The sequence below is a fragment of the Streptomyces sp. NPDC006314 genome (assembly GCF_040613075.1).
Classification (GTDB): domain Bacteria; phylum Actinomycetota; class Actinomycetes; order Streptomycetales; family Streptomycetaceae; genus Streptomyces.
Window position 1 is genome coordinate 126,054 of sequence record NZ_JBEXRL010000015.1, and the last position, 26,640, is coordinate 152,693.

Sequence of the window (26,640 nt, forward strand, 5' to 3'; positions counted from 1 at the left end):
CACGCGTCACAGCCCGGTAGGCTCCGGGCTCGCCGACCGAGGCTCGCAGTCGGCGTACAGCGCGTTCAGTTCGTCGTTCAGGAAGAGCCGGCGCATTGCCACGCGCTGGATCTTCCCGCTCGTGGTGCGCCGGACCCCGCCACGACGCAACAGCACGACACCGCCGAGGGGGACACCGAACTCACGGGTCACCGTCTGTGTGATCCCGTCGGCCAGGCGCCGCAGGCGGTCCTCGGACGGGCGCCCGTGGACCTCGTGCGTGACGACGAGGACCTCCTCGGTACCGGCTTCGTCGAGCGGCACCGTGAACACGGCTCCGCCACCGGCGAGTTCGGCGTGCCGTGCCCGCAGCTCGCGCTCGATGTCCTGCGGGTAGAGGTGCTGGCCGCGCACGGTCAGCAGTTCCTCGAGCCGCCCGGTCACGTACAGCTCGCCGCCGTGGACGGCCCCGAGGTCGCCCGTACGCAGAAAACCGCCCGGCAGGAAGGCCCGCTCCGACGCCGAGGCGTTGTCCCAGTACTCCTTGGCGAGGCTGGGACCGCGCAGCAGAATCTCACCGATGCCCCCGGGCGCCAGCTCCTCGCCGGTGCGCGGGTCGGCGATCAGCACGTCGTAGTCGCGTGGTGTCCCGCAGCTCACCAGATCGACGCCGACCTCGGTCGGCACGAACCGGTGCTCCTTCAGCCGCTCGGCGTCGACCGTCGTCACCACGGCCTTCCGGTGTGCCTCTCCGGAGACGAAGACCGTCGCCTCCGCCATGCCGTAGCAGGGGCACAGCGCGTCGTCCCGGAGTCCCGCGGGGGCGAACCGTTTCGCGAACGCGTCCAGGGTCTCGATGTCGACCCGCTCCGAGCCGTTGGACGCCACCCGCCATCGGGACAGGTCCAGTCCGGCCAGTTGCTCGTCGGTGATCCGGGCACAGCACAGCTCGTAGGCGAAGTTCGGGGCGGCGGACCAGTGGACGTCGAACCTGTCGATCAACTTCAGCCAGTGGTGCGGCCGTTGCAGGAAGGCGCTGGAGCGCATCAGCACGCAGGTACCGCCGAGCATCAGCGCCGGCAGCAGCTGACCGAGCAGCCCCATGTCGTGGTAGTGCGGGATCCATCCGCCCAGCCGGGATCGGGCGGTCAGCCCGAACGCGCGGCGCTGACCGTCCACGTTGTGCAGGAGGTTGCCGTGGCTGACCATCACGCCCTTGGGCTCACCCGTCGAGCCGGAGGTGTACTGGAGCATCGCGAGTGTCCGGTGGTCCAGCTCTTCCGGCGTCCAGGAGCCCGGGTCCGGCAGGTCGCCGCCGTCCGTCGCCAGCACCCGGGTGCCGGTGAGCTTCTCGGCCTCGGCCCAGGCCAGAACGGCGGGCAGGTTCTGCGTGTCGGTCAGAATCGCGGAAGCCGCGGCGTTCTTGGCGATGGCGCTCACCCGCGCCTGCTCATGCCGGTACCGGCCGGGCAGCGGTGCCGGCACGGCGGCTGTCCCGGCGTAGAGACAACCGATGTAGGCGGCGGCGAAGTCGAATCCGGTCGGGTACAGCAGCAGCACCCGGGTACCCACCGGGAAGCGGGCCCGCAGCCAGGCGCCGATCCTTCTGGCCTCGGCGTCCAATTGGGCGTATGACCACCGGGTTGCGCCGTCGGCCCGCTCCACGTCGTCGACAAAGATCACCGCGGTGCGTTCCGGCGTCGAGAGCGCGTGCTCGCGCAGCACCGCGGCGGCGCTGGTGGCGTGCGGCAAATCGACCATGACCCTGGTTTCCCTTTCCAGCCGCATGCACGGCCCGATACTCCCCGGACGGACCGCTGGCCTCGTCAGGGTTGGTTGGTGCGGTGGTTGGTTCTTCAGGCGACGGTGTCGTCCGGGTCCCGGACGTGCTGCCGGGACCCGGAAGGACGACCGGTCGGAACGGTCACGCGTCGGCGAGCCCGGCGAGTTCGGGCCGGACCACGAACAACTCCCGGGCCTTCGCCCGCTGGAGCTTTCCGCTGGTCGTCTTGGGAATGCTCCGTCTGGGAACCAGGTGGATCCCGTCAGGGGCCACCCCTGTCCGGGAACTGACCGCGGTCCGGACGGCCTGGCGCAGCGCTGCGTGCTGCTCGCTGTCGAGTTCCGTCTCGACGATCAGGTGGAGCTCCTCGGAGTCGGCGTTCTCGGGCCGATGTCCGACCGCGATCACGGCGCCCAGGCGGACACCGGGCACGGTCTCCGCGGCCTGCTCGAAATCCGAGGGGAAGTAGTTGGCGCCCCGGATGATGACAAGGTCCTTGGCCCGGCTGGTGATCCGCAGGCCGCCGTCCCGCAGGTAGCCGACGTCGCCGGTCTTCCACCAGTCCGGCGCGTCGATCGACGCGGCGGACTCCTCCGGAAGGTCGAGGTATCCGGCCGTGCGCGAGGGGCTGCGGAACTGGATGTGACCGATCTGGTTCTCCCCCAGCGGGTGGCCGTTGTCGTCCACGATGCGGACCTCCGCGCCGGCCACCGGCTCTCCGCAGTCGACGACCTGCACCGCGTCCGCGCTCTGCGGGTCGACATCGACCGCTCGTGCCCCGGTGACGGCGGCCTGCCGGTCGATGGAGTCGAACGTGAACGGCGCGCCCGGCCGTTTGGCCGTGATGACCAGCGTGGCCTCGGCCATGCCGTAACCCGGTGTGAACGCGTTGGCGGGCAGGCCCCATCGCGTGAAGCGGTCGACGAACCGCCGCACGGTGCCGGGCTGGATGGGTTCCGCACCGCAGAACGCCATGCGCCAGCACGACAGATCCACGCCGTCGAGTTCCTCGTCGCGCACCCGGGAGGTGACGTAGCCGTAGGCGAAGTTCGGCGCGGCCGCGACGGCACCGCGGTAGGTGCTGATGTGGCGCAGCCACTCGGCCGGTGCCCGCAGGAATCGGGTGGGCGGCATGAGCACCGTGTTCCCGCCGACGTAGACCGGGCACAGGATCCCGGTGATCAGCCCCATGTCGTGGTACAGCGGCGCCCAGCTGACGGTCGTGTCCTCGCGCTTCCACCCGGTGGCGCCGGTGAGCTGCTCGCAGTTGGCCGCCAGGTTGGCGTGCGAGACCATGACGCCCTTGGGCCTGCCCGTCGAACCGGAGGTGCACTGGATCAGCGCCAGATCGTCACCACTCGGCCGGCGGAGGGGATGCGCCGGCGCGTCGCTCGCGGTGGCGCGCGCGTGGAGCGCGGCACCGTCGATCAAGGTGGTGCCGGCGAGTTCGGGGAGGGCCTCGATGACCGTCACCGTGGTGACGATCGCGGCCGGCCGCAGGTACCCCACGAGTTCCTTCAGCTGGCCCTCGAACCCCGCGGCCCCTCCGAAGCGGATCGGTACGGCGATCGCCGACGGCGTGGCTCCGAGCAGTTGGGTTCCGAAGAAGGCGGTCATGAACTGCGCGCCCGTCGGCAGGCAGAGCAGTACCCGGTCGCCGGGGGCGACACCGTGCTCGGCGAGGGCCGCCGCACACCGCGCGGCGTTCTCGACGAGGACGTCGTACCGCACCTTCTCCTCTCGGTCCGGTTCCGGGATCAGCGTCACCACCGATCCGTCGGAGCCACGTTCCGCCTCTGCCAGCAAGGCGTGCCACATACTCGGGAAGCGCGGGCCAATGGCGGTCATCCGAAGTTCTCCTCGATAGCGCTGCTGAGCTGATCGACGATCCACGGTCGTACCGAGATGTCGTCGGAGACGATGCGGGCGGGGTGGAACCCGTGCCGAATGGCCAGGTCCCGGGCGGCCAGCACGCCGTCCGAGGTCAGGCCGCCGTAGGACGGGCTCGGCGTTGTGGGCTCGAAGCCGAGCAGGATCGTCTCGGCCAGGCAGGAGTACAGGATCCCCGGCGGCAGCGTGATGCCGGGGAAACGGGGCGTCTGCAAGCCGGGGAGCTGAATGCGGCCACCGGACACCAGCGTGACGTTCGACAGGCCCGCCACCGCCGGATGCACGTCGCCGGGGACCGCGAGATCACAGACGAGCACCTTCCGGTCGCCGGCGAGGTGATGCGGCAGGATCACCGGGTCGGAGGAGTTGGTGGCGCTGACCACGATCGGGCAGTCCCGCAGCGCGTCGAGGTCATCGGCTATGGAGACGTCCGCGGCGTCGGTGAGCCGGTCGGCGACCGTCGCGAGTCGCCGCGCCGAACCGGGCCGGCCGACCAGTACCAGCGAATCGCAGTGCGGGGCGATGAGTTCGGCCATCACCGCGCCGATGTTGCCGATACCGCCGACGAGTCCGACCCGACGCTCCCCGGCGCCGGACTCGGCCAGCTGCAGCCGGAGCAGATCGTAGGCGCAGGCGGCGGTCAGGGAATTGCCCGACGTCACCCTGATGTCGTCCTCGACCACGTCCCGTGCGGCATTGGTGACGATCGAGGTGTGCCCCCCGAGCCCGATGACCTCGGCGCCCAGCGAGACCCCCAGCTCCACCGCGTCGAGCACCGTCCGGCGCAGCCATGGCCCCTGCCCCGCCCGCAGTGCGGCATTGGCCTGGGCGGCGGTGAACGGCACCGCCACCATGACGACCTCGACCTCTCCCCGCGCCTCGGATGTGACGCGGTGCCGGACGACCTCGAAGGGGTCCAGTTCGCCCTGCATCCGGTCGAGCGCCGCCGCGCACTGCTCGTCCGACCAGTCCGCCAGTTCCGGCGCCATGGACCACAGCTTGTTCGGGACGTCCAGGTTGGCGAGGAACGCGACGCGGGGCACGTCGGCTCGTCCTCCGCCGGCGCGGGCCGGCCGGTCGCGGCGGGGCAGCGGCACGTGCTGCCGCGGCTGCCATACGCCGGCCGCCGGTTCGGTCAGGTGCTCGAGCAGTGTCGCGTAGTCACCGCGGGAGAGCAGCCCGGCGACGTCGTCGAACGCGGCGGCGATGCGGTCCACGTCGGCCGGTTCCAGCAGCGCCGACGGCTGGACGCGCACGGTCGTGGGGGCCGACAGGGTGGGGATGACCCGGATGCGGTGCGTGTGCAGCAGACGGCCCGCGATGAGGTAACCGAGCGACTCGGAGTCGAACACCTCGCGCAGCAGACCCGACTCGGGCTGCGGCAAGGAGAATTCCACGCCCAGGAGCAGTCCGCGTCCGCGCACCTCGGCGATGGTGCCCGGCCACCGCGCCGCCACCTCCGCCAGCCGGTCGCGCAGGAGGGTGCCCACTTCGACGATCCGGTCGCGATAGGCGAAGGAGAGATCCAGCGCGGCCGTCGCGATCCGCGACGAGAAGTCGTCATCGGCGAAGGTGGACGTGTGGTGGCGACCGAATTCCGGTACGTAGCGGTGGTCGGCGACCAGCAGTGCCGAGACCTTGGCCAGCCCGCCGCCGAGGGACTTCGAGAACAGGTAGTAGTCGGCGACCACACCGGAGCCCTCGGAAGCGAGGAAGGTGCCCGTACGCCCCATGCCGCACTGGATCTCGTCGAACACCAGGGCCGCTCCGTGCCGGTCGGCCAGCTCGCGCAGGGCGGCGAGGGTCTCGGCCGGCACCTCGTGCACGCCGGACTCCCCCTGGACGGGTTCGGCGAAGCAGGCGGCGACCGGCGACAGATGGCGCACGGCGGAGTGCGGCACTCCGGTGGAGTCGACGGTGACCGAGTGGACCGGGACGCGTTCGGAGTCGAGCGCGGTCACCACTTCGTGAGGCGTCCAGTCGTACAGTCGGTGGTGCCGCGGTCCCGGTACGTGCAGATCCGCGGGCACGTTGCCGCCGTGCGTCAGCGTGCCGGCGCCGGTTGTCTTGCCGTGGAAGGCGTTCCGCAGCGAGACGAAGACCGGGTCCGTCCGCCGCATGTCGGCGATCCGGTCGAGCGCCTCGCTCAGCACCTCCGCGCAGGGGCGCCCGGCCGCGGGACCGCTCGCGCAGGGGACGTCCGCGATGCCGTCCCGCCGCACGCGGCGCAGGGACAGTTCGAACTCCTCCTGCAGGGCGCCGAGCCGCCTTCTGTGCTCGACCGTCGCGTGTTTCACCGCGGCTTCCACCGCGTCCGCGCCGGTGCTGCCGAGGGTGACCACGTAGCTCGCACCAGTCGTGGCGCCGACGGCCTCCGACAGCCGCTGCGCCAACTCGGCCGCTCCCGGGCGGATGCTGCCCTGTGCGTTGAACGGGATCTGTTCGTCGAGACACCGCCGTGCCACCTCGACCAGCGCCGGGTGGTTGTGCCCGAACAGCGACGAACCCGCACCGCCGACCAGGTCCAGTACCTCGCCCCCGCCTTGGGAGGGGTCCCCTCCGTCCGGCGGTTCCTGGGTCAGGTGATCACCCTGGCCGGCCCGATAGGTCACATCCAGGTGCAGTGCGCGGAAGAGCCTGGCGAATTCGGGCCGGGCGTAACGCGCGAAGCGAGAGTCGGCGTTCATGCGGCACTCTCTCCTTGTACCGCCCGCACCGTCAGCGACGAGGTGACCTGGTCCACCACGTCACGCAGTGTCAGCATCGACGCCGCCTGCTCGTCCGAGATCCGCACATCGAACCTGTTCTCCATCTCGACGATCAGATCGATGGACCGGACGGAGTCGAGGCCGTAGTCCACCAGCGGAACGTCGGGGTCGAGGTCGAGCACTTGCAGTCGGTTGCGGAACAGTTCATCGATGACATCGAAGACATCGTGAATCATTGCGTTATTTCCCCATTCGAGGCGAAATTGAGAGTTCAACGCCGTATCGCCACGGCGAGCGAGAGATCTGTCTGCGAGCGAACCCACACCGGTACCGATTCGCCGTGATACGAAGCGGTCAACAAGCCGTCGGACGGGCTGAGTTCGGTCTGCCAGAACACGAAATCACCCAGTGCGCCGATTCGGTTCAAGGCCTTGAAGGCCGCTTCCTTGGCGACGAACAGCTCACCCGCGGAGTACCGCCCGACCGGCGCGAGCAGCGTTCGCCGCTCCCGCTCACGAAAGACGAACCTGGCCATCCGCTCCGTCACGGTCGCGTTCTCGATGTCGACACCGACCGCCTCGGCACCGGGCACCACCACCGCGACCGCCAGGTGCTCGGTGTGGGAGATCGAACCGGGGAACCCTCGCGGAAAGAGCGGCCGGCCGTCGGGATCACGGGGGACGACCCGATCGGCCGACCCGGCCGAGGCCAGCGCCGCGGCGGCCGCGCAGCGACCCGCCGCGAACTGCTGAGCCGGTCCGTGGGGCCACGGCACCGGGTGGATTCCCATCGAGGTCTCCGCTGCGACGCCCACGGGAACTTCCAGCTCAGGGGCCACCGCGCGCGTCCTTCAGTTGCGCAGCGCCACGACGTGGCCCGCCAGCGAGTCGATCGAGCGCAGCACCTCCGGCTGGACCTCGTCGTCCCACTCGAAGCCGAACGCGTCCTCCATCGCCACCAGCAGGCTGACCAGTGCCGTGGAGGACACCCCCGCCTCGCGGAGCGACACGCCGTCCGGCACACCGTTGACGAAGCGGTCGCTCCCGAACAGGTCGACCAGCAGCCCGCGAATGCGCTGCCGGACTTCGGCTGCCGTGTCAGACATGCGATTCCGCTTCTTCGATGAACTTGCGGATGATCGCCTGGAAGCCCTCGGGGTCGTCGAGGAAGGGCACGTGGCCGGCGTTCGGCATGATCTCGCAGCGGCCCTTCGGGAACAGCGCGGCCAGGTCGTGGCCGCGTCCCGGGCTCAGCAGGATGTCGTCGTCACCGAGGACGATCAGGGTCGGCGCTTGGACACGGGACAGCAGCGCCGGGTCGGTGCTCCCCTCCTGGACGAGCGTCAGTCCATGGGCGAGGTCCTCGGCGGTGTTCATCGCCATGAAGCTCTCCCGCAGGCCGAGGAAGCCAGGGGTGCCGCCCTCCTCGTTCATCTCCCCGCTGATCACCTCGGGGTATATCTGGTTGTACAGCGCGGCGAGACCCTCGTTCTTCAGCGTCAGCAGCCACGCCCGGTTCAGCTGCCGGTGCCGCCGCATGCCCCGCAGGCCGAAGACCGGGCCCGCGAGCACCAGTCCCCTGACCCGGTCCGGGTACGCCAGCGCCACGTCCCTGGCGAGCTGGGTGGAGGCCGACGTGGCGACCAGATAGGTCGACTCGATCTCCAGGCCATCGAGCAGGCCGATCACATCCGCCGCGTGCTCTTCCCACGTCGGCTCCTGCGGCAGACGCGAGGACGCGCCGTGGTTGGCCAGGTCGTAGGTGACGACGCGGTGGTTCTGTGCGAGGTCCGCGGTGTAGTCCCGCCAGAACGGAGTGGTCAGGAAGAAGTTGTTCAGGCAGGTGATGGCGGTGCCCTCACCGGCGGACTCGTAGTAGAGCTCGACGCCGTCCCTGGTGCGCATGCGCGGCGCGTCCTCGCGGTACGACAGGTCCTGCTGCTCCGGCTCTTCATCGACTGGCATTGCTCTTCACCCTTTCTTGTCACTGACGGCTGCGGCGCCCGGAAGGACGCGTGCGAATGCGGCGACGACATCGGCCGCGGAGATCTCGTCGGAGATGGCGCTGCAGGACCGGCCGCAGTACATCGCCATCTCCTCGATCCGGCCGGTGGTCGCGTCGGTCGGCACCGCTGAACTGAATCGCGGCACCAGGTACGGCTTTCCCTCGACCACCGTGCGGCCGATGAACTTCTTTGCCTGCCCCGGGTCGGCGGTCGCGGCTGTCGCCAGTACGCGGTGCCGTCGGCCCGGCCACCCGATCTCGTAGACATCGGTGATCACGGTGTCGCTCTCGTCGGCGGCGGTGACCGCCGCCTTGAAGTAGGCGTGAGCCCGCGATTCGTGCGCGACGACGAAGGCGGTGCCCAGCAGCACGCCGTCGGCGCCGGCGGCGAGTGCCCGGCCGGCCTCGGCGGGCGAGCCGATCCCGCCCGAGGCGACGAGGCAGGCGTCGGGCAGCTGTGCGCGCAGGGCGGCGACCAGATCGTCGCGCTTCGCCGTACCGAGGAGATGACCGCCGGCCTCGACGCCCTGGGCCACCACGACAGCGCCACGCTCGGCCGCGTGCACGCCGTCCGCGACGGACCCGACCTGGACCACCATGGGCCGGCCCGTCGCACCCACGCGCTCGAACACCGCGTCCGCGGGCATACCGAAGAAGGACAGGTGCACGTGTTCCGGTGTCTCGTCGAGCACTTGCGCCACCTGACGATCGAGCTCCTCCGGCCCGACCACCTCCGGGATCAGGTTCACCCCGACAGGCCGATCGGTGCCCGCGGTCAGCCGGGCGAGCATGGCCGACAGCGCGCCGCCGATCAGCTTGTATCCGCCGGCGCAGCCCGCCGCGCCGGCGTTGGACACCGCGCACGCGAGCTCCGCCCCCGCGACACCGCCCATGCCCGACTGCAGCAGACCCACGTCGACGCCGAGCACCTCTGCCAAGGTCCGTCGCATCAGCCCAGGCCCTCGACCGCGGACACCGCGTCGGCGGTGCTGCCGAACCGCTGGGTCAGAGTGTGCACCCACCGCTCGAGGCCGAAGGCCAGGCAGCTGGTGTGTGCCGCGGCGTCGCCGGCCTGGATCGAGCACCGCTCACCGAAGAAGTTCCGGTGGTAGTTGACCGAGCCGATGGCCAGGCCGTTGACGACGAACTCCTCCTTCACCGGGAAGAGCCGCTGCATCTTCGCCTTGCCGCCGTTCTTGTCGAAGAACGGGTCGGTGGCCACCTCGAGCTGGACGTCCAGGCCGAGTTCGGCGCACAGGGCGATCACGGCGTCCTTGGCACGCAGGAGATGGTTCTTCGCCTCGTCCTCGGGTCCGATGCAGACGATCTCCCGCATGGAGAAGCCGAGCAGCCGCTGGAGGCCGTCGTAGTGGTTCTCATTACGGAAGCACGTGCCGACGGTGGTCCGCATGGTCCCGCCGGCGGGCAGCGTCGTACCGGCCAGGTCGACGTAGATCGCGTAACAGGCCGCCGACGGCAGTGCGAAGCCGCTCGGCTCCATCACGTCGGTCGGGATGCGGTCCACCGGCCGGGGCGCCTCGGCCAGCAGGGGGCCGACGCGCTCCGGGTCGAGCCGGGTGGCGGTGAGGCCCAGGTGCGGGAAGTTGTCGTAGTAGTCGAACCTGTCGAGGTCCGAGCACCGCATCAGGAAGGGGAAGCGGAACTCCGGGGCGTCCCAGCCGTCGGCGAAGCGCCGGAACACGGTGTCGATGGCCCGCAGCAGACGCAGCTGGCCGCCGTCGAGGACTCCCAAGCCGTTGTCGGTCACTGTGGTCATCGCGCTGCTTTCTGCTTGAAGAATCGCGCTTCGATCGCCTTGACGGTGCGGAAGTCGTCCAGGTCCACGTCTTCCGGATCGATGGACTCGCCGGTCAGCTCCTCGAGCAGGAAGATGAATTCGACGAAGGCCAGCGAGTTGATGGCCCGGCTGTCGATCAGGTCCAGATCGTCGGGTACCTGGCCGAGCTTCGGGTTGCGTCCCAGGATGAATTCCCGGACTGTCTGTATCGGATCGATCATTTGATGATTTCCCTGCCGACGCCTGCCTTGGAAAGGAACTTCCTCGTCCGCTTGAGCACCTCGTCGTGCGCCTTCACCCTGGCGGGGTGCTGCAGCGCGCGCCGGCGCAGCGCCAGCGCGTCCGGGATGCCCGCGTCGCGGTAGGCCGCCGGGTTGTACAGGGTGCCGATGCTGTACTGCAGGTAGTTCTCGAGATACTCGGCGACCACCGGCACCTCGGCCGGGTCGCGCTTGGCCACCTGGCCGAGCAGGCTGGTGAAGATCATCCGGCCGAACGCGACATGCCTGCTCTCGTCCTGGTGGTGCACCCGGTTGATCTCGCGGGCGATGGGCGGCAGGCTCTGATCGGTCGCCATGTGCGCGTTGTAGTAGTCGACGATCTCCTCGAAGATCAGAATGCGCGCGAACACGATCAGCTCGCGGGCCACCAGCGAGAGGTGCTGATCCGAGTCCGCCTTCAGCGTCGGCTGCGCCGGATAGAGCTTGCCGCCGTAGCGCAGGCAGAACTGCGCGAAGAACCACATGTGCTCGTTCTCCTCACCGATGAAATGGTGCAGGAATTCCGAGACATCCGCGTAGGTTCGCTCGTGGATGCGCATCACGACTTCGCTCATCAGCTCGCGTATGCCGTGGATGTTGAGGCTGAAGAAGTTGATCGCCTCGAACTTGGTCAGCGCGATCTGCTGCTCGCGGGTCAGCTCGTCCCACATCGGTGTTCCGGCCAGCGTGGTCAGGCTTTCGCTCATCCACGGCTGGTCGGGTTCGATGGCGTCGGGCCAGTCGAACATCGTGTACGGGTTGTAGTAGCCGGATTCGGCCAGATGCTCAAGCCGGTCCAGTTCAAGGACGATCGGCTCGATTTCACGTACCGCCATTTTCACTCGTCTTTCCCGACGCAGTGGCCGAAGAATCTGATTCAACGCACCGCACGAATGTCTGCGCGCACCTGGATCGGCAGTCGCGAACCACATTCGTGATAGCCGAGGGCCGCATTACCGGACGCGGTGGAAGGAATCACCTTGTTGTAGATCGATCCGAGGCACAGTTCCTGGAATGCCTCGGTGTTTGCCGACAGTCGCGCGGCCAGCTGTGCCTTGGCGATGTCGACGGTCCTGAGCGCACCGTCCTCGTCCTCGACCTCGACACACGCGTGCGGCAGATCGAGGGCACCACCGAGCACGCCGCAGAACCAGCCTCGCTTCGCCTCGGCCCGGTACCCGGCCGCACGGAAACGCTCGGCGAGGAACAGGCTCGCCGCGATACAGCTCGTGGCACCGAGCGAGTGCACCAGCCGGTAGTCGGCCTGCATGGGGACGGGGATCATCTGCCAGCGATAGCCGGCGTCCAGATAGTCGACGACGAGCTGCCGCAGCACCGGCGAGACCAGGGGGGTGAGCGCGCCGGTCGTGGTCACCGTCGCCGCGTATTCCGCCGAACCCGCGCTCGCCACCGGTGCCGTCACCTCGGCTACGGATCCACCGAAGCGGATGACGTCCGGTTCCTCGAGGCGCCATGGCGCGACGCCGGCACAGTCGGCACATTCCATCCGGACCCGGAAGTCCCAGGTCTTCGCGCGCAGGAGATCGTCCACCGGCCGGCCGGCGAACCGGAACAGCATGCGGAACGCGAGCTCCGGCTGCGTCGTCGACTTGTTCGAGTACATGCCGAGGTTGTACAGATCGTTCGCGTCGAAGTGACGCACTCCGGATCGGTCCTCGAACGGCAGACCCGCCTCGACCAGACTGTCGATGTCCGCCGCATCGCAGCCGAGCATTTCCCGCGCCACGGATTCCGACTGGGTCCTGCTGGAATACTCGGCGGGAATGAATTCGATGGAATCCGCCACTTTCCCCCAGGACACATGCGTGGCTGTGGCTTGGTGCGGCACGACCTACCTCCCCCAGACGTCAAATACGCTGGCTGGATTCCAACCAGCGGTATGGACGCTATCAGCCAGCAATCACACCGCGACAGATTCACTTCACATTCGTCACCGTGCGTTTTGCATGGCGTGGAATGGAAAAACGATCCCTGAGAGTCTGCGGCATGAACATCTGCGGGAGTTCCACCCGCTGGGGGCGCTCCAGGGGGATGCCCCGGGCCGCCCGCACGGCCGACGGCGGAGAGGCGGCCGGCGGCGGATCGGGGCGACAGGGAGCGCTTCAGGCCATGCCGGATGACACGGGCGGAGTGGGGCGATCGGAGACGGCGGCGAGCTTCGCCCGTGTCCGCTCCCGGTATTCGGACCCTTTCAGATCCACTGCAAATCACGGGCAATGCGAAGCGCGTCAATACGGTTGCGCGCGCCTATCTTCGTCACCATGGACGAGATGTAGTTGCGCACGGTTCCCTCGGACAGACACAGGCGCGCGGCGATCTCCTCCATCGTGTCACCGCGGTCGAGGTGCTCGAGGACGGACAACTGCCGCCGGGTCAGCGGACAGTCCCCGTTGGCCACCGCCGCGACCGTGAGTTCGGCGTCGAAGGCCCGCTCGCCCTGGTGCACCAGATGGATGGCTTCGAAGAACCGGCGAGGCGGGGCGCTTCGCCGCACCATTCCGTCGATCCCGCCGGTGAAGGCCCTGCGAACGACCGACCTGATGCACACGGTGGCGAGCAGCAGGGTGCGGCACTCCGGAAGGATCGCGATCTTCTCCGCGGTTTCGATCACTTCCCTGTCCCTGCCTTCGAAGCTGATGATCACGACGTCGGGTCGATGCAACTCGGCGAACTCCAGCGCGGCGAGTTTACTGTCCACCGATCCTGCAACCCTGATCTCCGGGCGCTGTTCCAGCAATGCGGTAAGCGCAAATCGAGACAGGTGCTGATCATCGAAAACCATTACATCGATGCCCACTCGACTCCTCCAACAATCGGGGTGCGTAACCGTAGCATACGCGTACGAAAAGTGGCCTTCGCGATATTTATGGCATGGTTGACGGGACGTTCCGCCCCGGCAGGACAGGTGAACGTCTGATGAGCGAGAACGCGAAATTGAATTCCTGTCGTCCTCAGTCCTGGAGCTGAGCCTTGAGCGCCCTTTTGTCGATCTTGCCGACTGCGGTCAGCAGCATCCGTCTGAGCACCACCAGCCGGTCCGGCAGTTTGTACGGCGCGATGCCGCGGTCCCGGAGCCCGGCCCGCACCTCACTCAGCGTCGGGGGCTGCTCCGGGTCCTGCGGCACCACGCACACGCAGGTCTGTTCACCCAGGTCCGGGTGCGGCAGGCCGATCAGCGCGGCGGAAGCGATGCGGGGGTCGGCGAGCAGGTGCTCCTCGACCTCCCGGGCCGGCACCTTCTCCCCGCCCCGGTTGACCACGTCGTTGGTTCGTCCCACCACCTCGAAGTAGCCCGTGGCTGTCCGCCGGACCACATCACCCGTGCGGAAGAAGCCCTCACCGGTGAACTGAGTGCGGTTGCTCTCCTCGGCCCGGTAGTAGCCGCGCACCGTGTACGGGCCGCGGGTGAACAGCTCCCCTTCCTCACCCGGTCCCGCCTCCTGGCCGTCGTCCCGGATCACCCGTATCTCGTCAGCCGGCGCCAGCGGGCGGCCCTGGGTGTGGAAGACCACGCTCTCCGGGTCGTCCAGGCGGGTGTAGTTGAGCAGGCCCTCCGCCATTCCGTACACCTGTTGCAGGGTGCAGCCGAGTCTCCCGGGCACCTTGCTCGCCGCCACCGGGCTGAGCCGGGCTTCGCCGACCTGGAGGAGTTCGAGTGATGTCAAGTCGTGCTCGGTCCGCCCGGCGGCGTCGAGCCACAGCGACACCAGGGGCGGCGCGAGGGAGGTGACCGTCACCCGGGCGCTCTCGATGAGGGGGAAGCACAGCTCAGGGGTCGGTGCGGAGGCCAGCACCGCGGTGCCGCCCAGGCGCAGCGTGCCCAGCACTCCGGGGCAGGCCAGGGCGAAGTTGTGTCCCATGGGCAGCGCGCACAGATAGCGGGTGCCGGCCCTGAAACCGCACAGCCGTGAACTCTGGCGCAGTTGGTAGGTGTAGTCGGCGTGCGTGCGCGGGATGAGCTTCGGCGGCCCGGAAGTGCCCCCGGAGAGCAGGAACAAGGCCACGTCCCGGGCGTCCGGTGCCGGGAGGTCCACCGGGTCCCCGTCCACCTCGGAAAGCGCCGCGAAGGGGCCAGGGTCGCCGGCCACCAGCACGTGCCGCAGGCTGTCCGCGGCCGCCAGCACGTCCTTGGCGATGGTCCGGTAGTCGCAGTCGAGCACCTGGTCCGCGCAGACGTACGCCACCGCCTCCGAGCTGTTCACCAGATGGACGATCTCCGCGGTCCGGTGGGCCGGGTACGCGAACACCGGCAGCGCCCGCAGCCGGAAGAGGGCGATGCACAGCACCACCAGTTCCAGGTCGTTGGGCAGTTGCACGACGACGCGATCGCCGGCGCCGAGGCCGATGCCGCGCAGTCCGGCGGCGAGACGCTCGGCCGCCCGGTCCAGCTCACCGTAGGTCCGGGTGCGGGTGCCCGTGACCACTGCCGGCCGGTCCTCCGCGCCCGGCAGGGACAGGGGCAGGCTGCCGAGGACCTCGTCGTTCCAGTACCCCCTGGCCCGGTAGTCGCCCGCGAACGGCTCGGGCCACGGCACACAGCCCTCAAGCATGGGTCGCCCCGGCTCTCGACGCCCGAGTGCCCTTCCCGGCCCGGTGGCCGGGCCCATCCGGCTCCTCGTACAGCGGGAATCCAAGGGCACCGAACTCGCCCACGTGCTCCTCGACACGCATATCGCCGCGCCTCCATATGTCCGTGAGGATCGCAATGGCCTGCGGCAGAGCAGCTTGGCACGCGGAACCTGGCTAGTTTCTGGACGCGCTCTTTAGGAGTGGTGGTCAGGGCCCGTGGCCGGAGATCCCACATGGCCGAGCGGCGGCGGTTCGCGCAGCGTGACGGGGGTCGGGGGCCGGCCCCCCGGCCGGGTCACGGCAGGGGCGTCAAGGGACGGGCCAGGAGGTCCACGCCGTCCGGCGGCCCCGTGAGTTCGCCGACCTTCGCCCATCCCCATCGCCGGTACAGTTCGCGTGCCGGCGCCTTGTTCGACGCGGCGAGCACGGCGAAGGGCTCGGTGCGGTCGGCCAGCAGCGTTTCCAGCAACTCGCGCCCGTGCCCGCGGCCCCGCAGCTCCGGTACGACCGCGAGTTCGTAGACGTAGAACAGCGACCGGCGCAGCCCCCGCGGCGCGGGCGCGGCGGCCCGCGGGTGCCACCACCCCCGCGCGCGGCGCACCCCGTAGGCGAAGCCGCCGAGGACACCGCCGTCGAGCACGGTGGTCACGGAGAAACCGGGCAGGGTCGCGTGTTCGGCCAGCTGTTCGGTGAACTCGTCCGCGGCCGCCGCGTCCTCACGGTACGGCGGCTCTCGGTAGACCCGGTGGTAGACGTCGCGGAACTCCTGGAGGTGGCGGAGCTCGGCCGCGCGCTCAACCATCGACGCTCTCCCTCAGGACGGATGCGGGCAGCACGCGGTTCAGCCGGTGCAGTACCACGACCGCCGCGAGACAGCAGAGGCAGAGGGCGAGCCACGGCAGGCCGGGTCCCTTCGCCAGCAGCCACGTGAACACCGTCGGCGCCAGCACCCGGGCCACACTCCACATGAGCTCCTCCAGCCCGAGGTAGCGGCCCCGCACATGCTCGGCGGCGATCGCCACGGTCAGCGCACTGCTGGTCGGCGCCTGGAGCAGTTCCGCGACGGTGAAGACGACCATCCCCAGAGCGAGCCCGCCGAATGCCACTGCGGAGTGTCCCCCGGGCACCGCCGCGAACAGCGCGAAGGACACCATCCACAGGACGGCCGCCACCTGGAGCACCCTGGGCCGGCGGTACCGCTCGACCGCCCTGGCCACCGCGGTCTGCGCCAGCACCACCAGTACGGTGTTGATCGCGAACAGCGTGCCCGGCTGCCACGCGGGCAGCCCGCGCGCCTCGATCACGTAGGCGCTCAGCAGCACGGTCAGCGCGAGGTCGCACAGCGCGAACACGCAGACGGTCGCCAGTACGCCGAAGAACGCGCGGTCGGCGAGGACGTCCCGGTACCCGCCGCGCGGCCGGGCCGGCTCGTCCCCGGCCGGGGCCGGGGACGAGCCGGTGGGGACCGGGACGGCGGTCCGGCGCCAGGCCGCGACCAGTCCGGCCGCGACGAGGAACGACACCGCGTTGAGTACGACCACGGCGGTGTAGCCCGAGGTGCCGCCCCAGCCGACCAGCACGCTGCCGAACAGCCCGCCGGCGCCGATCCCGACGTTGCGCAGTGACCGCTCCATCGCGTACCAGCGCGCCCGCTGCCCGTCGTCGGCCACCTGCGCCACCAGCGCGGCGGCCGCGGGCCGGAACAGGCTCTCGCTCCACAGGGTGACCGTGACCAGCACGATCAGCTGCCAGGGCACGTCGGTGAACACGTAGCCGGTGAAGGTCAGCACGCGGATCAGGTTGCTCACGATCACCACCCGCCGCGGCCCGATCCGGTCGATCATCGGGCCCGCCAGCGGTCCGGCGGGCAGGGAGAGCAGCGCGGCGATCGACAGCATGACGCCGACGGTGGTCAGCCCGATCTCCTTGGAGGCGTGGAAGTACACGACGGCGAACGGGAGGAACAGCCCGGTGCCCAGGGCGTCGACGACCTGCGCGACGATCAGCGGCCCGCGTCCCCGGGTGTTCGGCAGGCCGAGTATGTCGATGACAGCCATGGGGTCCCTCAGGCGTGGGGCAGCGGGAAGACGTTGAACTCCTCCTCGGTCAGCGGCTGCGACCGCCAGCCGAGCCGGACGCCCGCACCGCTGATCCGGCCGTCGCCCCACATCGGCATCCCGGCGGGGAAGTTCGACACGAGACCGGGCACGAGCGTGTGGGCGGCGGTGAACCCCGCCGCTTCCACGTCACAGGTCGTCAGATCGACGCTGATCACCTCGAAGCCGCGGGCCTCGACCCGTTCGAGATACGCCGCGAGACGCCGTTCCGCGAGTGCGGGGAGCCCCTCCCAGGAGCGGCTGGGCAGGTCCTGGACCCAGGGCGCGACCCGCTCCCCCGCCCGCGGGTCGAGGTAGATCTGCTGCTGGCACAGCAGGTCCCGGACATCGGCGAAGTCCGCGCGGTACGAGTCGAGATAGCGCCGGTCGGCACGGTGCGGTTTGAGGTTGCCCAGGTGCGGCAACTCGGCCTGGCCGTCCGCCAGCGCCTTCTCGCTGTCGAGGTAGTGGCAGGTGTGATGCAGGGTGAACCCCTCGGCGAGCGCCTTCTCCGCGGCGTCCTCCGCGCTGGGCCGGGTGGCGAAGCCGATGGTCAGCCAGCGGGTGGCGCGGTCGAGCACGGCCGCGGCCATCACCGGGACCCCGAACTCGTTGTCCAGATGGATCAGGGTGATGTCATAGGCGTCCAGGCTGTCGGCGACCAGCTCACGGATCCGGTCGGGCAGCGGCAGCCGGGGCAGGCGGGCGGCGTTGGCCCACCACAGCATGGTGGTGTCGCGCTCGATCACCTCCTCGAGACCCGAGGTGACGGCGTGCTCCTCGTTCACGCCGCAGGCCACACCGGCCACCAGCGGGTCGGAGTAGGCGACCGGGTCGTGCTCCCCGTGGGCGACCAGGAAGGCGGGCACCCACACCGGCTCACCGGTCGTCCACGAGCGGCCCTCCACCCAGGCGCACTCCGCGTCCGCGGTCAGCGGCGCGAAGGGGAAGCCGTCGGAGCGGTACTGCCGTTGCGAGTACAGATGCAGCCGGCGCGGATCGAGCGCGGGCACCCCGTCCCCGCGGAGCCGGGCGTAGCTGCCGTACCTGAGCCGGTCCTGCGGCAGCCGGCTGCCGCAGTATCGTTCGACCGCCTCGCCGACGGCACTGCGACGGGCGGTGTCGAACCCGGACCACGATGTGCCGAACGCCTGCCGGTCGTTGGGCCAGTCCGCGACGCGCCGCATGTCGGCGACGTCGACCGCGCACACCCGCAGCCGGGCCGGCATACCGGGCAGCGGGGCCAGCTCCTGAACGCCGGTGACCACCCCGACCTGGTCGTCGACCAGCAGGTCCGCCTCGGCGTCACCGCGGATCACGGGCCGGGGCCGGGTGGGCACCGGCAGCACGGTACGGCGGATCCGACCGAAGTCGCGTGGGTCGAGCTCAACCTCGTCCACGGCGGCCTCGCCCGTGACCCAGCGCTCCAGGTAGGTGGCGAGCTGCGCGGATATCCAGCGGGCGTCGCCACCGCGGAGCCGGGGACTGTCCGCCTCCGGCGCGGCCCTCATGGCCTCGATGACCCGGGGGTCATGTGCCGCGGAGAGCCGGCGGTCCAGCACGTCCGCGAAGTCCGCCGTGCTGCCGGGAGTGATCGCCGGACCGAGGACCGCCCGGCCGCGTTCGCGGCGCAGCGGCAGCCAGCGCAGGCCGAGCCCGGCGCACAGCTCGTCGATGCGGGTGAGCTCGGTGTAGGCGGGGTGGGCGAAGGCGGCGACGAGCACGGTGTCGCGGCCGTCGGCGTCGGCGAGGTTCTCGGGTGCCGGCTCGACGCGCGCGTAGCCGGTGGTGCTCAGCGCGTGGACGACGGGGGCGGTGAGCATCGGCGAGCCGGTGACGAGAACCGTCGTGCGCGCCAGCCGCGCCGCTCGCTCGGCGTCCTGCGTCGCCCGGGCCGGGCGCAGGCAGCCGTCGTGCTGCAGGACGTCGACCACGTCGGCGTATTCGGGGGCCATTCCCGCCAGTAATTCGGCGCGGGTCCTGGTCCCGTCGCAGCGCGCCGCCCACGCGCGAAACTCGGGGGTGGGGGCGGAGATATGGAACTGCCCGCCGTTCGGGGTGACGAGAAAGCACAGGTTCGGCTCGAGGTCGTAGATCTCCACGCCGTCGAGTTCCAACGTGGCGTCGTCCACCGGCATATCAGCCCCCGTCGAATGAAGTTCCTGGTACGAACGCCACGGCCCCGGGATCGGACCCGGGGCCGTGGCGGGCCGACCTCAGCAGGTCAGCTTCACTTGGCGACCGAGCGGTTGTGGACGACGGCCCGGTTGTGCACCACCGCGCGGTTGTGAACAACGGCCCGGTTGTGCACAACCGCGCAGATGGCGTTGGTCTTGACGGTCGAAATCATGGAATTACCTCCAGTTCGCTGTCAGTGACGCAAATGACATTACCGGCATTCGACACCGCGGCCTAGGTGAATTACTCATGAGCGCCCATGAGTAATTCACGGGTTAAATCCGGTCGCTCGATCGCGATTATGGCGAATGGCGTGCGGCCCTGAATCAGTTCAACTCGAAGCCGTCTCGGTACGGCTCGGCGCAGGCGTGCTCGCCGGCGCCTCCGCCGGTGCGTCGGCCCGCCGCAGGACGACGAGGGCGATGACGACGGCGGCGACCAGGAGCGTGGCACTGAGGTTCAGGCCGAGGGCGTACCCGTCGTTGAGGGCCTGGGGTGTGACGGTGTGACCGGTGCGGTGTTCCGCCGCGGTGCCGAGGGCTGCGAGTCCGAGGGAGGCACCGATCTGGCGCGAGCTGTTGAGCAGGCCCGACGCGGTTCCGGTCTCGTGGGGCGCGACGCCGACGGTGGCGGTGGAGACGACCGGTCCGAGGCAGAGGCCGAAGCCGACGCTGGCGACGATCGAGGGTCCGAGGACGTCGGTGAGGAAGGCGCCGTCGGGGCTGATCATGCCGAACCAGGCGAATCCGGCCGCGGTGAGGAGTCCGCCGCTGACCATGAGGGTGCGGGGGGCGAGCCGGTAGCCGAGCTTGATGGCGAGGACGGAGCCGGCGACCACGCCGAGGGCGAACGGCAGGAACATGACCCCGGTCTTGGCCGCCCCCGTGCCGAGGACCCGCTGGAGGTAGAGGGAGGTGAAGTAGAAGGCCGAAGCCATGGCCGCGCCGACGAGCAGGTTGTAGCCGTTGGCGCCGGCGACCGAGCGGTTGGCGAACAGGCCCAGCCGGATCAGCGGTTCGCGGGAGGTGGTCCGCTCGACGTAGAGGAAAGCGGCCAGCAGCGCGAGGGCCACCGCCAGGGTGGTCAGGGTGACCGGAGAGGTCCATGCGTACTGATCGGTGCGGACGACACCGAAGACCAGCAGGATCAGACCGGCCGTGGCCAGGACGGCGCCGACCACATCGGGACGGCCGGTGCGCGAGGCCGGCCGGCCGTCGGCGATGCCGCGCCAGGCCAGGGCCAGGGCGACCGCGGCCATCGGTACGTTCACGAACATCACCCAGCGCCAGCCGGCGTACTCGGTGAGCAGGCCGCCCGCCAGGACGCCGAGGGCGCCTCCGGCGGCGTTCATCGCGCTCCAGACCCCGAAGGCCCGCACCCGGGGCTTGCCCGTGGGGAACGTCGCGGTCAGCAGCGCCAGCGCGGCCGGGGCCAGGGCGGCGGCCCCGATGCCCTGCGCGGCCCGGGCGGCGACGAGGTGGCCCGGTTCCTGGGCGAAGCCGCCGACGAGGGAGGCGACCCCGAACAGGCCGAGCCCGAACAGCAGGACCCGCTTGCGGCCGTACCGGTCGGCGGCCTTGCCGCCCAGCAGGAGCAGCCCGCCGAAGGTGAGGGCGTAGGCGTGGATCACCCAGGTCAGACCGGCCGCGCTGAAGCCGAGGCCGGCGGCGATCTCGGGGAGTCCGACGTTCACGACCGAGAGGTCCAGCGACACCATGAACTGCACGACGGCCACCGCGGCGAGCGTGAGTCCCGGCCGGGCACCCGTACTTTCCATCTCTTCCGTCCCCTTCGTCATCGTGGACTCCGTCCTCAGCGAGATCGCCGGTCAACTTTCGGAACGTGTTCCGAAAGTAGCACTGAGAACCCGCCTCTGTGAACTCGAAAGCCCGGGCACGCACCCGTTTCGCGGGGTGTGACGGCGGCACGGCATGATGGGGCAATGCCCCGACCACCCGCGCCCAACGGCCGCACCGGCCGGCCACCGGTGACCTCGCGCACGCAGATCCTGGCGGCGGCACGTCGGCTCATCGACCGGGACGGCTGGGAGAAGCTGACCATCCGCCGGCTGGCCGCCGAGCTCGGCATCGGGGCGACGACGCTGTACCACCACCTGCAGAACAAGGAGGACCTGCTGGTCCTCCTGCTCAATCACTACATCGACCAGATCGACCGCCCCCCGCTGCCCAGCGACCCGCGGGACCGCATCGTCGCGGCCGCCACCGCGATGCACGACGCCCTCGCGGCCTGGCCGTGGGCCGCGGAGATCCTGACCGTCGACGGGTTCGTCGGCCTCCTCGACGAATCGGCACTGTGGATGGTCGAGGCCATCGTGTCCGGGGCCGGGGACTGCGGATGCACGCCCGCACGGGCCGTCGAGGTCTTCCGCAGCATCTGGTACTACACCGTCGGCGAGATCCTCGTCCGCGCCCACTCCGTCCCGCGGCGGGCCGACGACGAGCGGACCATCAGCCGCCAGACCGCCTTCAGCGGCCTCGACCCCTCCCAGGTGCCGTGCCTGGCCGCCATCGGCGACCAATGGGCCACGCTGGCCGCGCGAGACACCTATCTCCAGGGCCTCCGCGCGTTCGTCGACGGGCTGCTCGCCCACGCCGCGTTCCCACCCCCGCCGAAACGACCGGCCGACTCCCACTGACCCCAAGGGCGTTCGGCTCGCTCCTGGTCGCACGCGGCGCCGGTCCGAACGCGGGGACAGCTCACCGTGTCCGGCCTGGCTCGCTGCTGGCGTGGCGATAGGGCGCCCGCCACACGTTGAAGCGGAACGTCAGGCGCAGAGCTCTGACCTGCGCAAACGACCCTCTGGAAGATCGTGTCCAGCACCGATCCAGCACGGTAGGGGTTCATCCGGCACCCGCGACGGCGGCGAAGCGGGCCTGCCCCACCGCCACGGCGCCGTTGTGTACACATGGGACACTCGGTACGCTTGAGCGCATGACACATCCGCTGCGCATAGAGTCCATCCGTGACGTACGCGCACATCTGGCCGAGGTCGTGGAGCGCGCGGATCGCGACGACGTACCCACGGTGATCACGCGGCGGGGCAAGGAAGTCGCCGCCGTCGTCTCCATCGAGGTGCTGCGCAAGTACCAGGAGTGGGAAGAGCGCGAGATCAATCGGATCATCGACGAGCGCATGGCCAACCCCGCGCCCGGCATCCCGATCGAGGACATCATGAGGGAGACGCTGGCACGCGGTGCGTGAGTACCGAACCGTCTTCCGCCCCGAGGCGCAGGCCGAGCTTCGGAAGATCCCCCGCGACATGGCGCTGCGCATCCTGGCCAAGCTGACCGAGCTGGAGACCGACCCTCTCGGCTTCAACACCACCGCACTCGTGTCCCAGCCCGAACGACGCCGTCTGCGCGTCGGCGACTACCGCGTCGTCTACACGATCGACAACGGAGAGCTGGTGGTCTGGGTCGTTCATGTGGGACACCGGTCCACCGTCTACGAGACCTGACTACTGCTGAGCCCACGTCAGGATATCCGGCACCGATCCAGCACGGTGACGACGAAGGGGTCGGACTCGACAGAGTCCGACCCCTTCTGACCTGCATGTTTGCCACGTCAGCGACGTGGTGTTATCCATCCGCTCACACGTTGAAGCGGAACTCCACCACGTCCCCGTCCTGCATGACGTAGTCCTTGCCCTCCATGCGGGCCTTGCCCTTGGCGCGGGCCTCGGCGACCGAGCCGGCCTCGACCAGGTCCGCGAAGGAGATGACCTCGGCCTTGATGAAGCCCTTCTGGAAGTCGGTGTGGATCACACCGGCCGCCTCGGGGGCCGTGGCGCCCTTCTTGATGGTCCAGGCGCGGGACTCCTTGGGGCCGGCCGTCAGGTAGGTCTGCAGGCCGAGGGTGTTGAAGCCGACGCGGGCCAGGGTGGCGAGGCCGGGCTCGTGCTGCCCGACGGACTCCAGCAGCTCCAGGGCCTCCTCCTCGTCCAGCTCGGCGAGGTCGGCCTCCAGCTTGGCGTTGAGGAAGATCGCCTCGGCGGGGGCGACCAGGGCGCGCTGCTCGTTCTTGAAGTCCTCGTCGGTCAGCTCGTCCTCGTCGACGTTGAAGACGTAGAGGAAGGGCTTGGTGGTGAGCAGGTGCAGGTCGTGCAGCAGCTCGTTGCGTTCGGTGCCCTGGACGATGCCGTGCGCGAAGAGCGTGTCGCCCTTCTCCAGGATCTCCTTGGCCTCCTCGACCGCCTTGACCTTGGGCGCGATGTCCTTCTTGATCCGGGACTCCTTCTGGAGGCGCGGCAGGACCTTCTCGATCGTCTGCAGGTCGGCGAGGATCAGCTCGGTGTTGATCGTCTCGATGTCGTCCTTCGGCGAGACCTTGCCGTCGACGTGCACGACGTTCTCGTCCTTGAAGGCGCGGATGACCTGGCAGATCGCGTCGGACTCACGGATGTTCGCGAGGAACTTGTTGCCCAGGCCCTCGCCCTCGGAGGCGCCGCGCACGATGCCGGCGATGTCGACGAAGTCGACCGTGGCCGGAAGGATGCGCTCCGAGCTGAAGATCGAGGCCAGCTTCGCGAGCCGGGCGTCGGGGACGCCGACGACGCCGACGTTCGGCTCGATCGTGGCGAACGGGTAGTTGGCCGCCAGCACGTCGTTCTTGGTCAGGGCGTTGAACAGGGTCGACTTGCCGACATTCGGCAGGCCGACGATTCCGATCGTGAGCGACACGTTGCGACTTCCCGTAAATGAGAGGGCCAGGGGCTGCCAGGGGCCAGACACACTGGCCGATCCACCAGTCTACGGCGTCCGGGGCGGGGGGCCCGCGGGAGCGTCGACACCTGGCCAAGCTCTCCTCATCGGCGTGTCTGATGGGCGAATCGACACATAAACAGACCTAAGTTGGTCCAGTGGAGCAACACAGGACGCGACCCCCGAACGACGGACGGCGACGAGGCACGCCGCAGGGTTCCCTGCCGTCACAGGCCCGGCGCAGGCCCGGCGGCGAACGCAGGCCCGGACCGGGCTCGGAGCGGGCCTTACGGCAGGTCCGGGCCTCCCGGCCGGTGCCGCCGGGCAAGCGGCTGCCGAACCCCCGGCTGACCGGGCTCGGCAGCGGCCTGTTCGGCGCGGTGGTGATGTTCCTGCTCGGCTGTCTGGACCAGCTCCTGTTCGGCGGGTCCCCGCCGCTGTACGGGGTCCTGTTCCTGCTGATGTGCACCCTGATCGCGCTGTGGGTGCGCGACGGGGACCTGCTGAGCGCGCCCGTGGTCGTACCGATCGCGTTCGCCGTGGGGCTGCTCCCCATCGCCGACGGCAGCGGGGGGCTGCCCGGCCGTCTGATGGGGCTGGTCACCGGGCTCGCCCTCCAGGCCGGCTGGCTGTACGGGGGGACGCTCACCGCCGGCGTGATCGTCCTCGTCCGCCGGGTGCGGTGGGTACGGCGGCGCCGGCGACGGGTCTGAGCGGCTAGGCCTGCTGCGCGGCCCTCATCGCCGCGCCCACGATCCCCGCGTTGTTCTGCAGTTGCGCGGGCACGATCTCGGCCTTGATGCCCTCGATGAACCGCAGGAACTTGTCCGCCTTGCGGCTGACGCCGCCGCCGATGATGAACAGCTCCGGGGAGAACAGCATCTCCACATGGGCCAGGTACTTCTGGACGCGGTGCGCCCACTGCTGCCAGCTCAGGTCGTGGTCCTCCTTGGCCTTGCTGGAGGCACGCCTCTCGGCGTCGTGACCGCTCAGCTCCAGGTGGCCCAGCTCCGTGTTCGGGACCAGGACCCCGTCCACGAAGACGGCGCTGCCGATGCCGGTGCCGAAGGTGAGCAGGATGACCGTGCCCCGCCTGTCCCGTCCGGCGCCGAACTGCATCTCGGCGACGCCCGCCGCGTCCGCGTCGTTGACCACGGTCACCGGCAGCCCGCCGAGCCTGCCGCTGAACAACGCGCGCGCGTCCGTGTCGATCCAGCTCTTGTCCACGTTCGCCGCGGTACGGACCGTGGCGCCGCCGGTGACCACTCCTGGGAAGGTCAGCCCGACCGGGCCGGTCCAGCCGAAGTGGTCGATCACCTGCTTGACCCCGTCGGCCACGCCGTCGGGCGTCGCCGGGTGCGGGGTGAGCACCTTGCAGCGCTCCCTCGCCAGGTCGCCCCTGTCCAGGTCCACGGGGGCGCCCTTGATCCCGGATCCGCCGATGTCCACGCCGAAGATCTCCATGGCACCACGTTACGACGGAGCACCGACCGTCACTACGGCCGTACGGCGGTGCGCGCGGCCGCCCGTCAGCGCGTGGCGGTGTCCGAGGCGCCCGAGCCACCCCGCTGGGCGACCAGGGCGGCCGCCTCTTCGCGCAGGTCGCGACGGAGTTCCTTGGGCAGCGAGAAGGTGATGGACTCCTCGGCCGCCTTCACGATCTCCACGTCTCCGTAACCGCGCTCTTCGAGCCACTCCAGGACCTGCTCGACCAGCACCTCGGGCACGGAGGCACCGGAGGTGACGCCGACCGTGGTGACACCCTCCAGCCAGGCCTCCTCGATCTCGTCGGCGAAGTCCACCAGGTAGGCGTCGCGGGCGCCGGCGAGCTTGGCGACCTCGACCAGTCGCTTGGAGTTGGAGGAGTTGCGCGAGCCGACCACGATGACCAGTTCCGCCTCGGCACCCATCTGCTTCACGGCGAGCTGGCGGTTCTGCGTGGCGTAGCAGATGTCGTCGCTGGGCGGCGAGACGAGGCCCGGGAACTTCGTCTTCAGGGCGTCGACGGTCTCCATCGTCTCGTCGACGGAGAGGGTGGTCTGGGACAGCCACACGACCTTCGACGGGTCGCGGACCTCGACCTTGGCGACGTCCTCGGGGCCGTCGACCAGCTGGATGTGGTCGGGAGCCTCGCCGGAGGTGCCGATGACCTCTTCGTGGCCCTCGTGCCCGATCAGGAGGATGTCGTAGTCCTCCGTGGCGTAGCGGACGGCTTCCTTGTGGACCTTGGTGACCAGGGGGCAGGTGGCGTCGATGGTGGCGAGGCGGCCCCGCTTGGCCTCCTCGTGCACCACGGGGGCGACGCCGTGCGCCGAGAACATGACGATGCTGCCGGGCGGCACCTCCTCCGTCCGCTCGACGAAGACGGCGCCCTTCTTCTCCAGGGTCTGCACGACGTACTTGTTGTGGACGATCTCGTGCCGGACGTAGATCGGGGCCCCGTACTGTTCGAGGGCCTTCTCGACGGCGATCACGGCGCGGTCCACACCGGCGCAGTAGCCCCGGGGGGCGGCGAGCAGGACACGGCGGCCAGGCGAAGCGGTCATGCGTCCCATCGTAAGGCCGCGTGCGGGGGCGCAGAGATCGCGTGTCCGTCGCCCCGCGGGGAGAACTCGTGCCTGTGTCCGACACCG

At 69.7% G+C, this 26,640-nt stretch carries 25 protein-coding genes; 4 read left to right on the forward strand and 21 right to left on the reverse strand.

Annotated elements, in window-relative coordinates; translation table 11 throughout:
- Positions 1-6 precede the first annotated feature (6 nt).
- The 18 genes from ABZ079_RS25860 to ABZ079_RS25945 all read right to left on the reverse strand — a co-directional run bounded on the left by ABZ079_RS25860 (position 7) and on the right by ABZ079_RS25945 (position 21,084).
- Positions 7-1,740 carry a fatty acyl-AMP ligase gene (locus ABZ079_RS25860; RefSeq protein WP_356941826.1) on the reverse strand — a complete coding sequence of 578 codons (1,734 nt, stop codon included), beginning with the start codon at positions 1,738-1,740 and terminating at the stop codon, positions 7-9.
- A 163-nt stretch (positions 1,741-1,903) separates the two neighbouring features.
- Entirely contained in the window at positions 1,904-3,610 is a 1,707-nt protein-coding gene (locus ABZ079_RS25865; RefSeq protein ID WP_356941827.1) for a fatty acyl-AMP ligase, read from the reverse strand.
- Positions 3,607-6,339, reverse strand: a complete 2,733-nt coding sequence (locus tag ABZ079_RS25870; RefSeq protein ID WP_356941828.1) for an aminotransferase class III-fold pyridoxal phosphate-dependent enzyme — start codon at positions 6,337-6,339, stop codon at positions 3,607-3,609. Before ABZ079_RS25870 ends, ABZ079_RS25865 begins: the two co-directional genes overlap by 4 nt.
- The gene (locus ABZ079_RS25875; RefSeq protein WP_356941829.1) at positions 6,336-6,596 is read right to left on the reverse strand and encodes an acyl carrier protein; all 261 of its coding nucleotides are present in this window, start codon (positions 6,594-6,596) and stop codon (positions 6,336-6,338) included. Before ABZ079_RS25875 ends, ABZ079_RS25870 begins: the two co-directional genes overlap by 4 nt.
- 35 nt (positions 6,597-6,631) lie before the next feature.
- The gene (locus ABZ079_RS25880) at positions 6,632-7,198 is read right to left on the reverse strand and encodes a 4'-phosphopantetheinyl transferase superfamily protein (protein WP_356941830.1); all 567 of its coding nucleotides are present in this window, start codon (positions 7,196-7,198) and stop codon (positions 6,632-6,634) included.
- Positions 7,199-7,210: 12 nt separating this feature from the next.
- A complete protein-coding gene (locus ABZ079_RS25885; protein ID WP_356941831.1) occupies positions 7,211-7,465 on the reverse strand; it encodes a hypothetical protein in 255 nt (84 codons plus the stop codon).
- Entirely contained in the window at positions 7,458-8,324 is an 867-nt protein-coding gene (locus ABZ079_RS25890; protein ID WP_356941832.1) for an alpha/beta hydrolase, read from the reverse strand. Before ABZ079_RS25890 ends, ABZ079_RS25885 begins: the two co-directional genes overlap by 8 nt.
- Positions 8,325-8,330: 6 nt before the next feature.
- On the reverse strand, positions 8,331-9,314 hold the full coding sequence (locus ABZ079_RS25895; protein WP_356941833.1) for a nitronate monooxygenase: 984 nt from the start codon (positions 9,312-9,314) through the stop codon (positions 8,331-8,333).
- A complete protein-coding gene (locus ABZ079_RS25900; RefSeq protein ID WP_356941834.1) occupies positions 9,314-10,141 on the reverse strand; it encodes a hypothetical protein in 828 nt (275 codons plus the stop codon). The genes ABZ079_RS25895 and ABZ079_RS25900 overlap by 1 nt, the downstream gene beginning before the upstream one ends.
- On the reverse strand, positions 10,138-10,383 hold the full coding sequence (locus ABZ079_RS25905; RefSeq protein ID WP_356941835.1) for an acyl carrier protein: 246 nt from the start codon (positions 10,381-10,383) through the stop codon (positions 10,138-10,140). Before ABZ079_RS25905 ends, ABZ079_RS25900 begins: the two co-directional genes overlap by 4 nt.
- Positions 10,380-11,258: a diiron oxygenase gene (locus tag ABZ079_RS25910; RefSeq protein ID WP_356941836.1), complete on the reverse strand. Its 879-nt coding sequence runs from the start codon at positions 11,256-11,258 to the stop codon at positions 10,380-10,382. The genes ABZ079_RS25905 and ABZ079_RS25910 overlap by 4 nt, the downstream gene beginning before the upstream one ends.
- Before the next feature lie 41 nt (positions 11,259-11,299).
- On the reverse strand, positions 11,300-12,229 hold the full coding sequence (locus ABZ079_RS25915; RefSeq protein WP_356941837.1) for a hypothetical protein: 930 nt from the start codon (positions 12,227-12,229) through the stop codon (positions 11,300-11,302).
- Positions 12,230-12,634: 405 nt separating this feature from the next.
- The gene (locus ABZ079_RS25920) at positions 12,635-13,240 is read right to left on the reverse strand and encodes a response regulator transcription factor (RefSeq protein ID WP_356941838.1); all 606 of its coding nucleotides are present in this window, start codon (positions 13,238-13,240) and stop codon (positions 12,635-12,637) included.
- A 154-nt stretch (positions 13,241-13,394) separates the two neighbouring features.
- Positions 13,395-14,978, reverse strand: a complete 1,584-nt coding sequence (locus ABZ079_RS25925; protein ID WP_356941839.1) for an AMP-binding protein — start codon at positions 14,976-14,978, stop codon at positions 13,395-13,397.
- Positions 14,979-15,307: 329 nt separating this feature from the next.
- Positions 15,308-15,814, reverse strand: a complete 507-nt coding sequence (locus ABZ079_RS25930; protein ID WP_356941840.1) for a GNAT family N-acetyltransferase — start codon at positions 15,812-15,814, stop codon at positions 15,308-15,310.
- The gene (locus ABZ079_RS25935) at positions 15,807-17,069 is read right to left on the reverse strand and encodes an MFS transporter (protein ID WP_356941841.1); all 1,263 of its coding nucleotides are present in this window, start codon (positions 17,067-17,069) and stop codon (positions 15,807-15,809) included. Before ABZ079_RS25935 ends, ABZ079_RS25930 begins: the two co-directional genes overlap by 8 nt.
- Positions 17,070-17,077: 8 nt before the next feature.
- Positions 17,078-19,240 carry a YcaO-like family protein gene (locus ABZ079_RS25940; RefSeq protein ID WP_356941842.1) on the reverse strand — a complete coding sequence of 721 codons (2,163 nt, stop codon included), beginning with the start codon at positions 19,238-19,240 and terminating at the stop codon, positions 17,078-17,080.
- A 377-nt stretch (positions 19,241-19,617) separates the two neighbouring features.
- Complete coding sequence (locus ABZ079_RS25945; RefSeq protein ID WP_356941843.1) at positions 19,618-21,084, reverse strand: MFS transporter; 1,467 nt, start codon at positions 21,082-21,084, stop codon at positions 19,618-19,620.
- Positions 21,085-21,228: 144 nt separating this feature from the next.
- On the opposite strand from ABZ079_RS25945, the gene ABZ079_RS25950 reads away from it, so the two are divergent.
- From ABZ079_RS25950 to ABZ079_RS25960, 3 genes are all read left to right on the forward strand, one after another.
- Positions 21,229-21,942: a TetR/AcrR family transcriptional regulator gene (locus tag ABZ079_RS25950; RefSeq protein ID WP_356941844.1), complete on the forward strand. Its 714-nt coding sequence runs from the start codon at positions 21,229-21,231 to the stop codon at positions 21,940-21,942.
- Positions 21,943-22,238: 296 nt separating this feature from the next.
- A complete protein-coding gene (locus ABZ079_RS25955; protein WP_356941845.1) occupies positions 22,239-22,508 on the forward strand; it encodes a type II toxin-antitoxin system Phd/YefM family antitoxin in 270 nt (89 codons plus the stop codon).
- A complete protein-coding gene (locus tag ABZ079_RS25960) occupies positions 22,501-22,764 on the forward strand; it encodes a type II toxin-antitoxin system RelE/ParE family toxin (RefSeq protein ID WP_356941846.1) in 264 nt (87 codons plus the stop codon). Before ABZ079_RS25955 ends, ABZ079_RS25960 begins: the two co-directional genes overlap by 8 nt.
- Before the next feature lie 133 nt (positions 22,765-22,897).
- Here the strand turns inward: ABZ079_RS25960 and ychF are convergent, their stop codons facing one another.
- Positions 22,898-23,986, reverse strand: coding sequence for a redox-regulated ATPase YchF (ychF, locus tag ABZ079_RS25965; RefSeq protein ID WP_356941847.1), 1,089 nt, complete (start codon positions 23,984-23,986; stop codon positions 22,898-22,900).
- A 179-nt stretch (positions 23,987-24,165) separates the two neighbouring features.
- Between ychF and ABZ079_RS25970 the strand changes: the two genes are divergently transcribed.
- Positions 24,166-24,720: a DUF6542 domain-containing protein gene (locus tag ABZ079_RS25970; RefSeq protein WP_356941848.1), complete on the forward strand. Its 555-nt coding sequence runs from the start codon at positions 24,166-24,168 to the stop codon at positions 24,718-24,720.
- Positions 24,721-24,724: 4 nt separating this feature from the next.
- Here the strand turns inward: ABZ079_RS25970 and ppgK are convergent, their stop codons facing one another.
- Both ppgK and ABZ079_RS25980 read right to left on the reverse strand, forming a co-directional pair.
- Positions 24,725-25,471, reverse strand: a complete 747-nt coding sequence (gene ppgK, locus ABZ079_RS25975) for a polyphosphate--glucose phosphotransferase (protein WP_356941849.1) — start codon at positions 25,469-25,471, stop codon at positions 24,725-24,727.
- 65 nt (positions 25,472-25,536) lie between these two features.
- Positions 25,537-26,562, reverse strand: coding sequence for a 4-hydroxy-3-methylbut-2-enyl diphosphate reductase (locus ABZ079_RS25980; protein WP_356941850.1), 1,026 nt, complete (start codon positions 26,560-26,562; stop codon positions 25,537-25,539).
- Between the last annotated feature and the right edge of the window lie 78 nt (positions 26,563-26,640).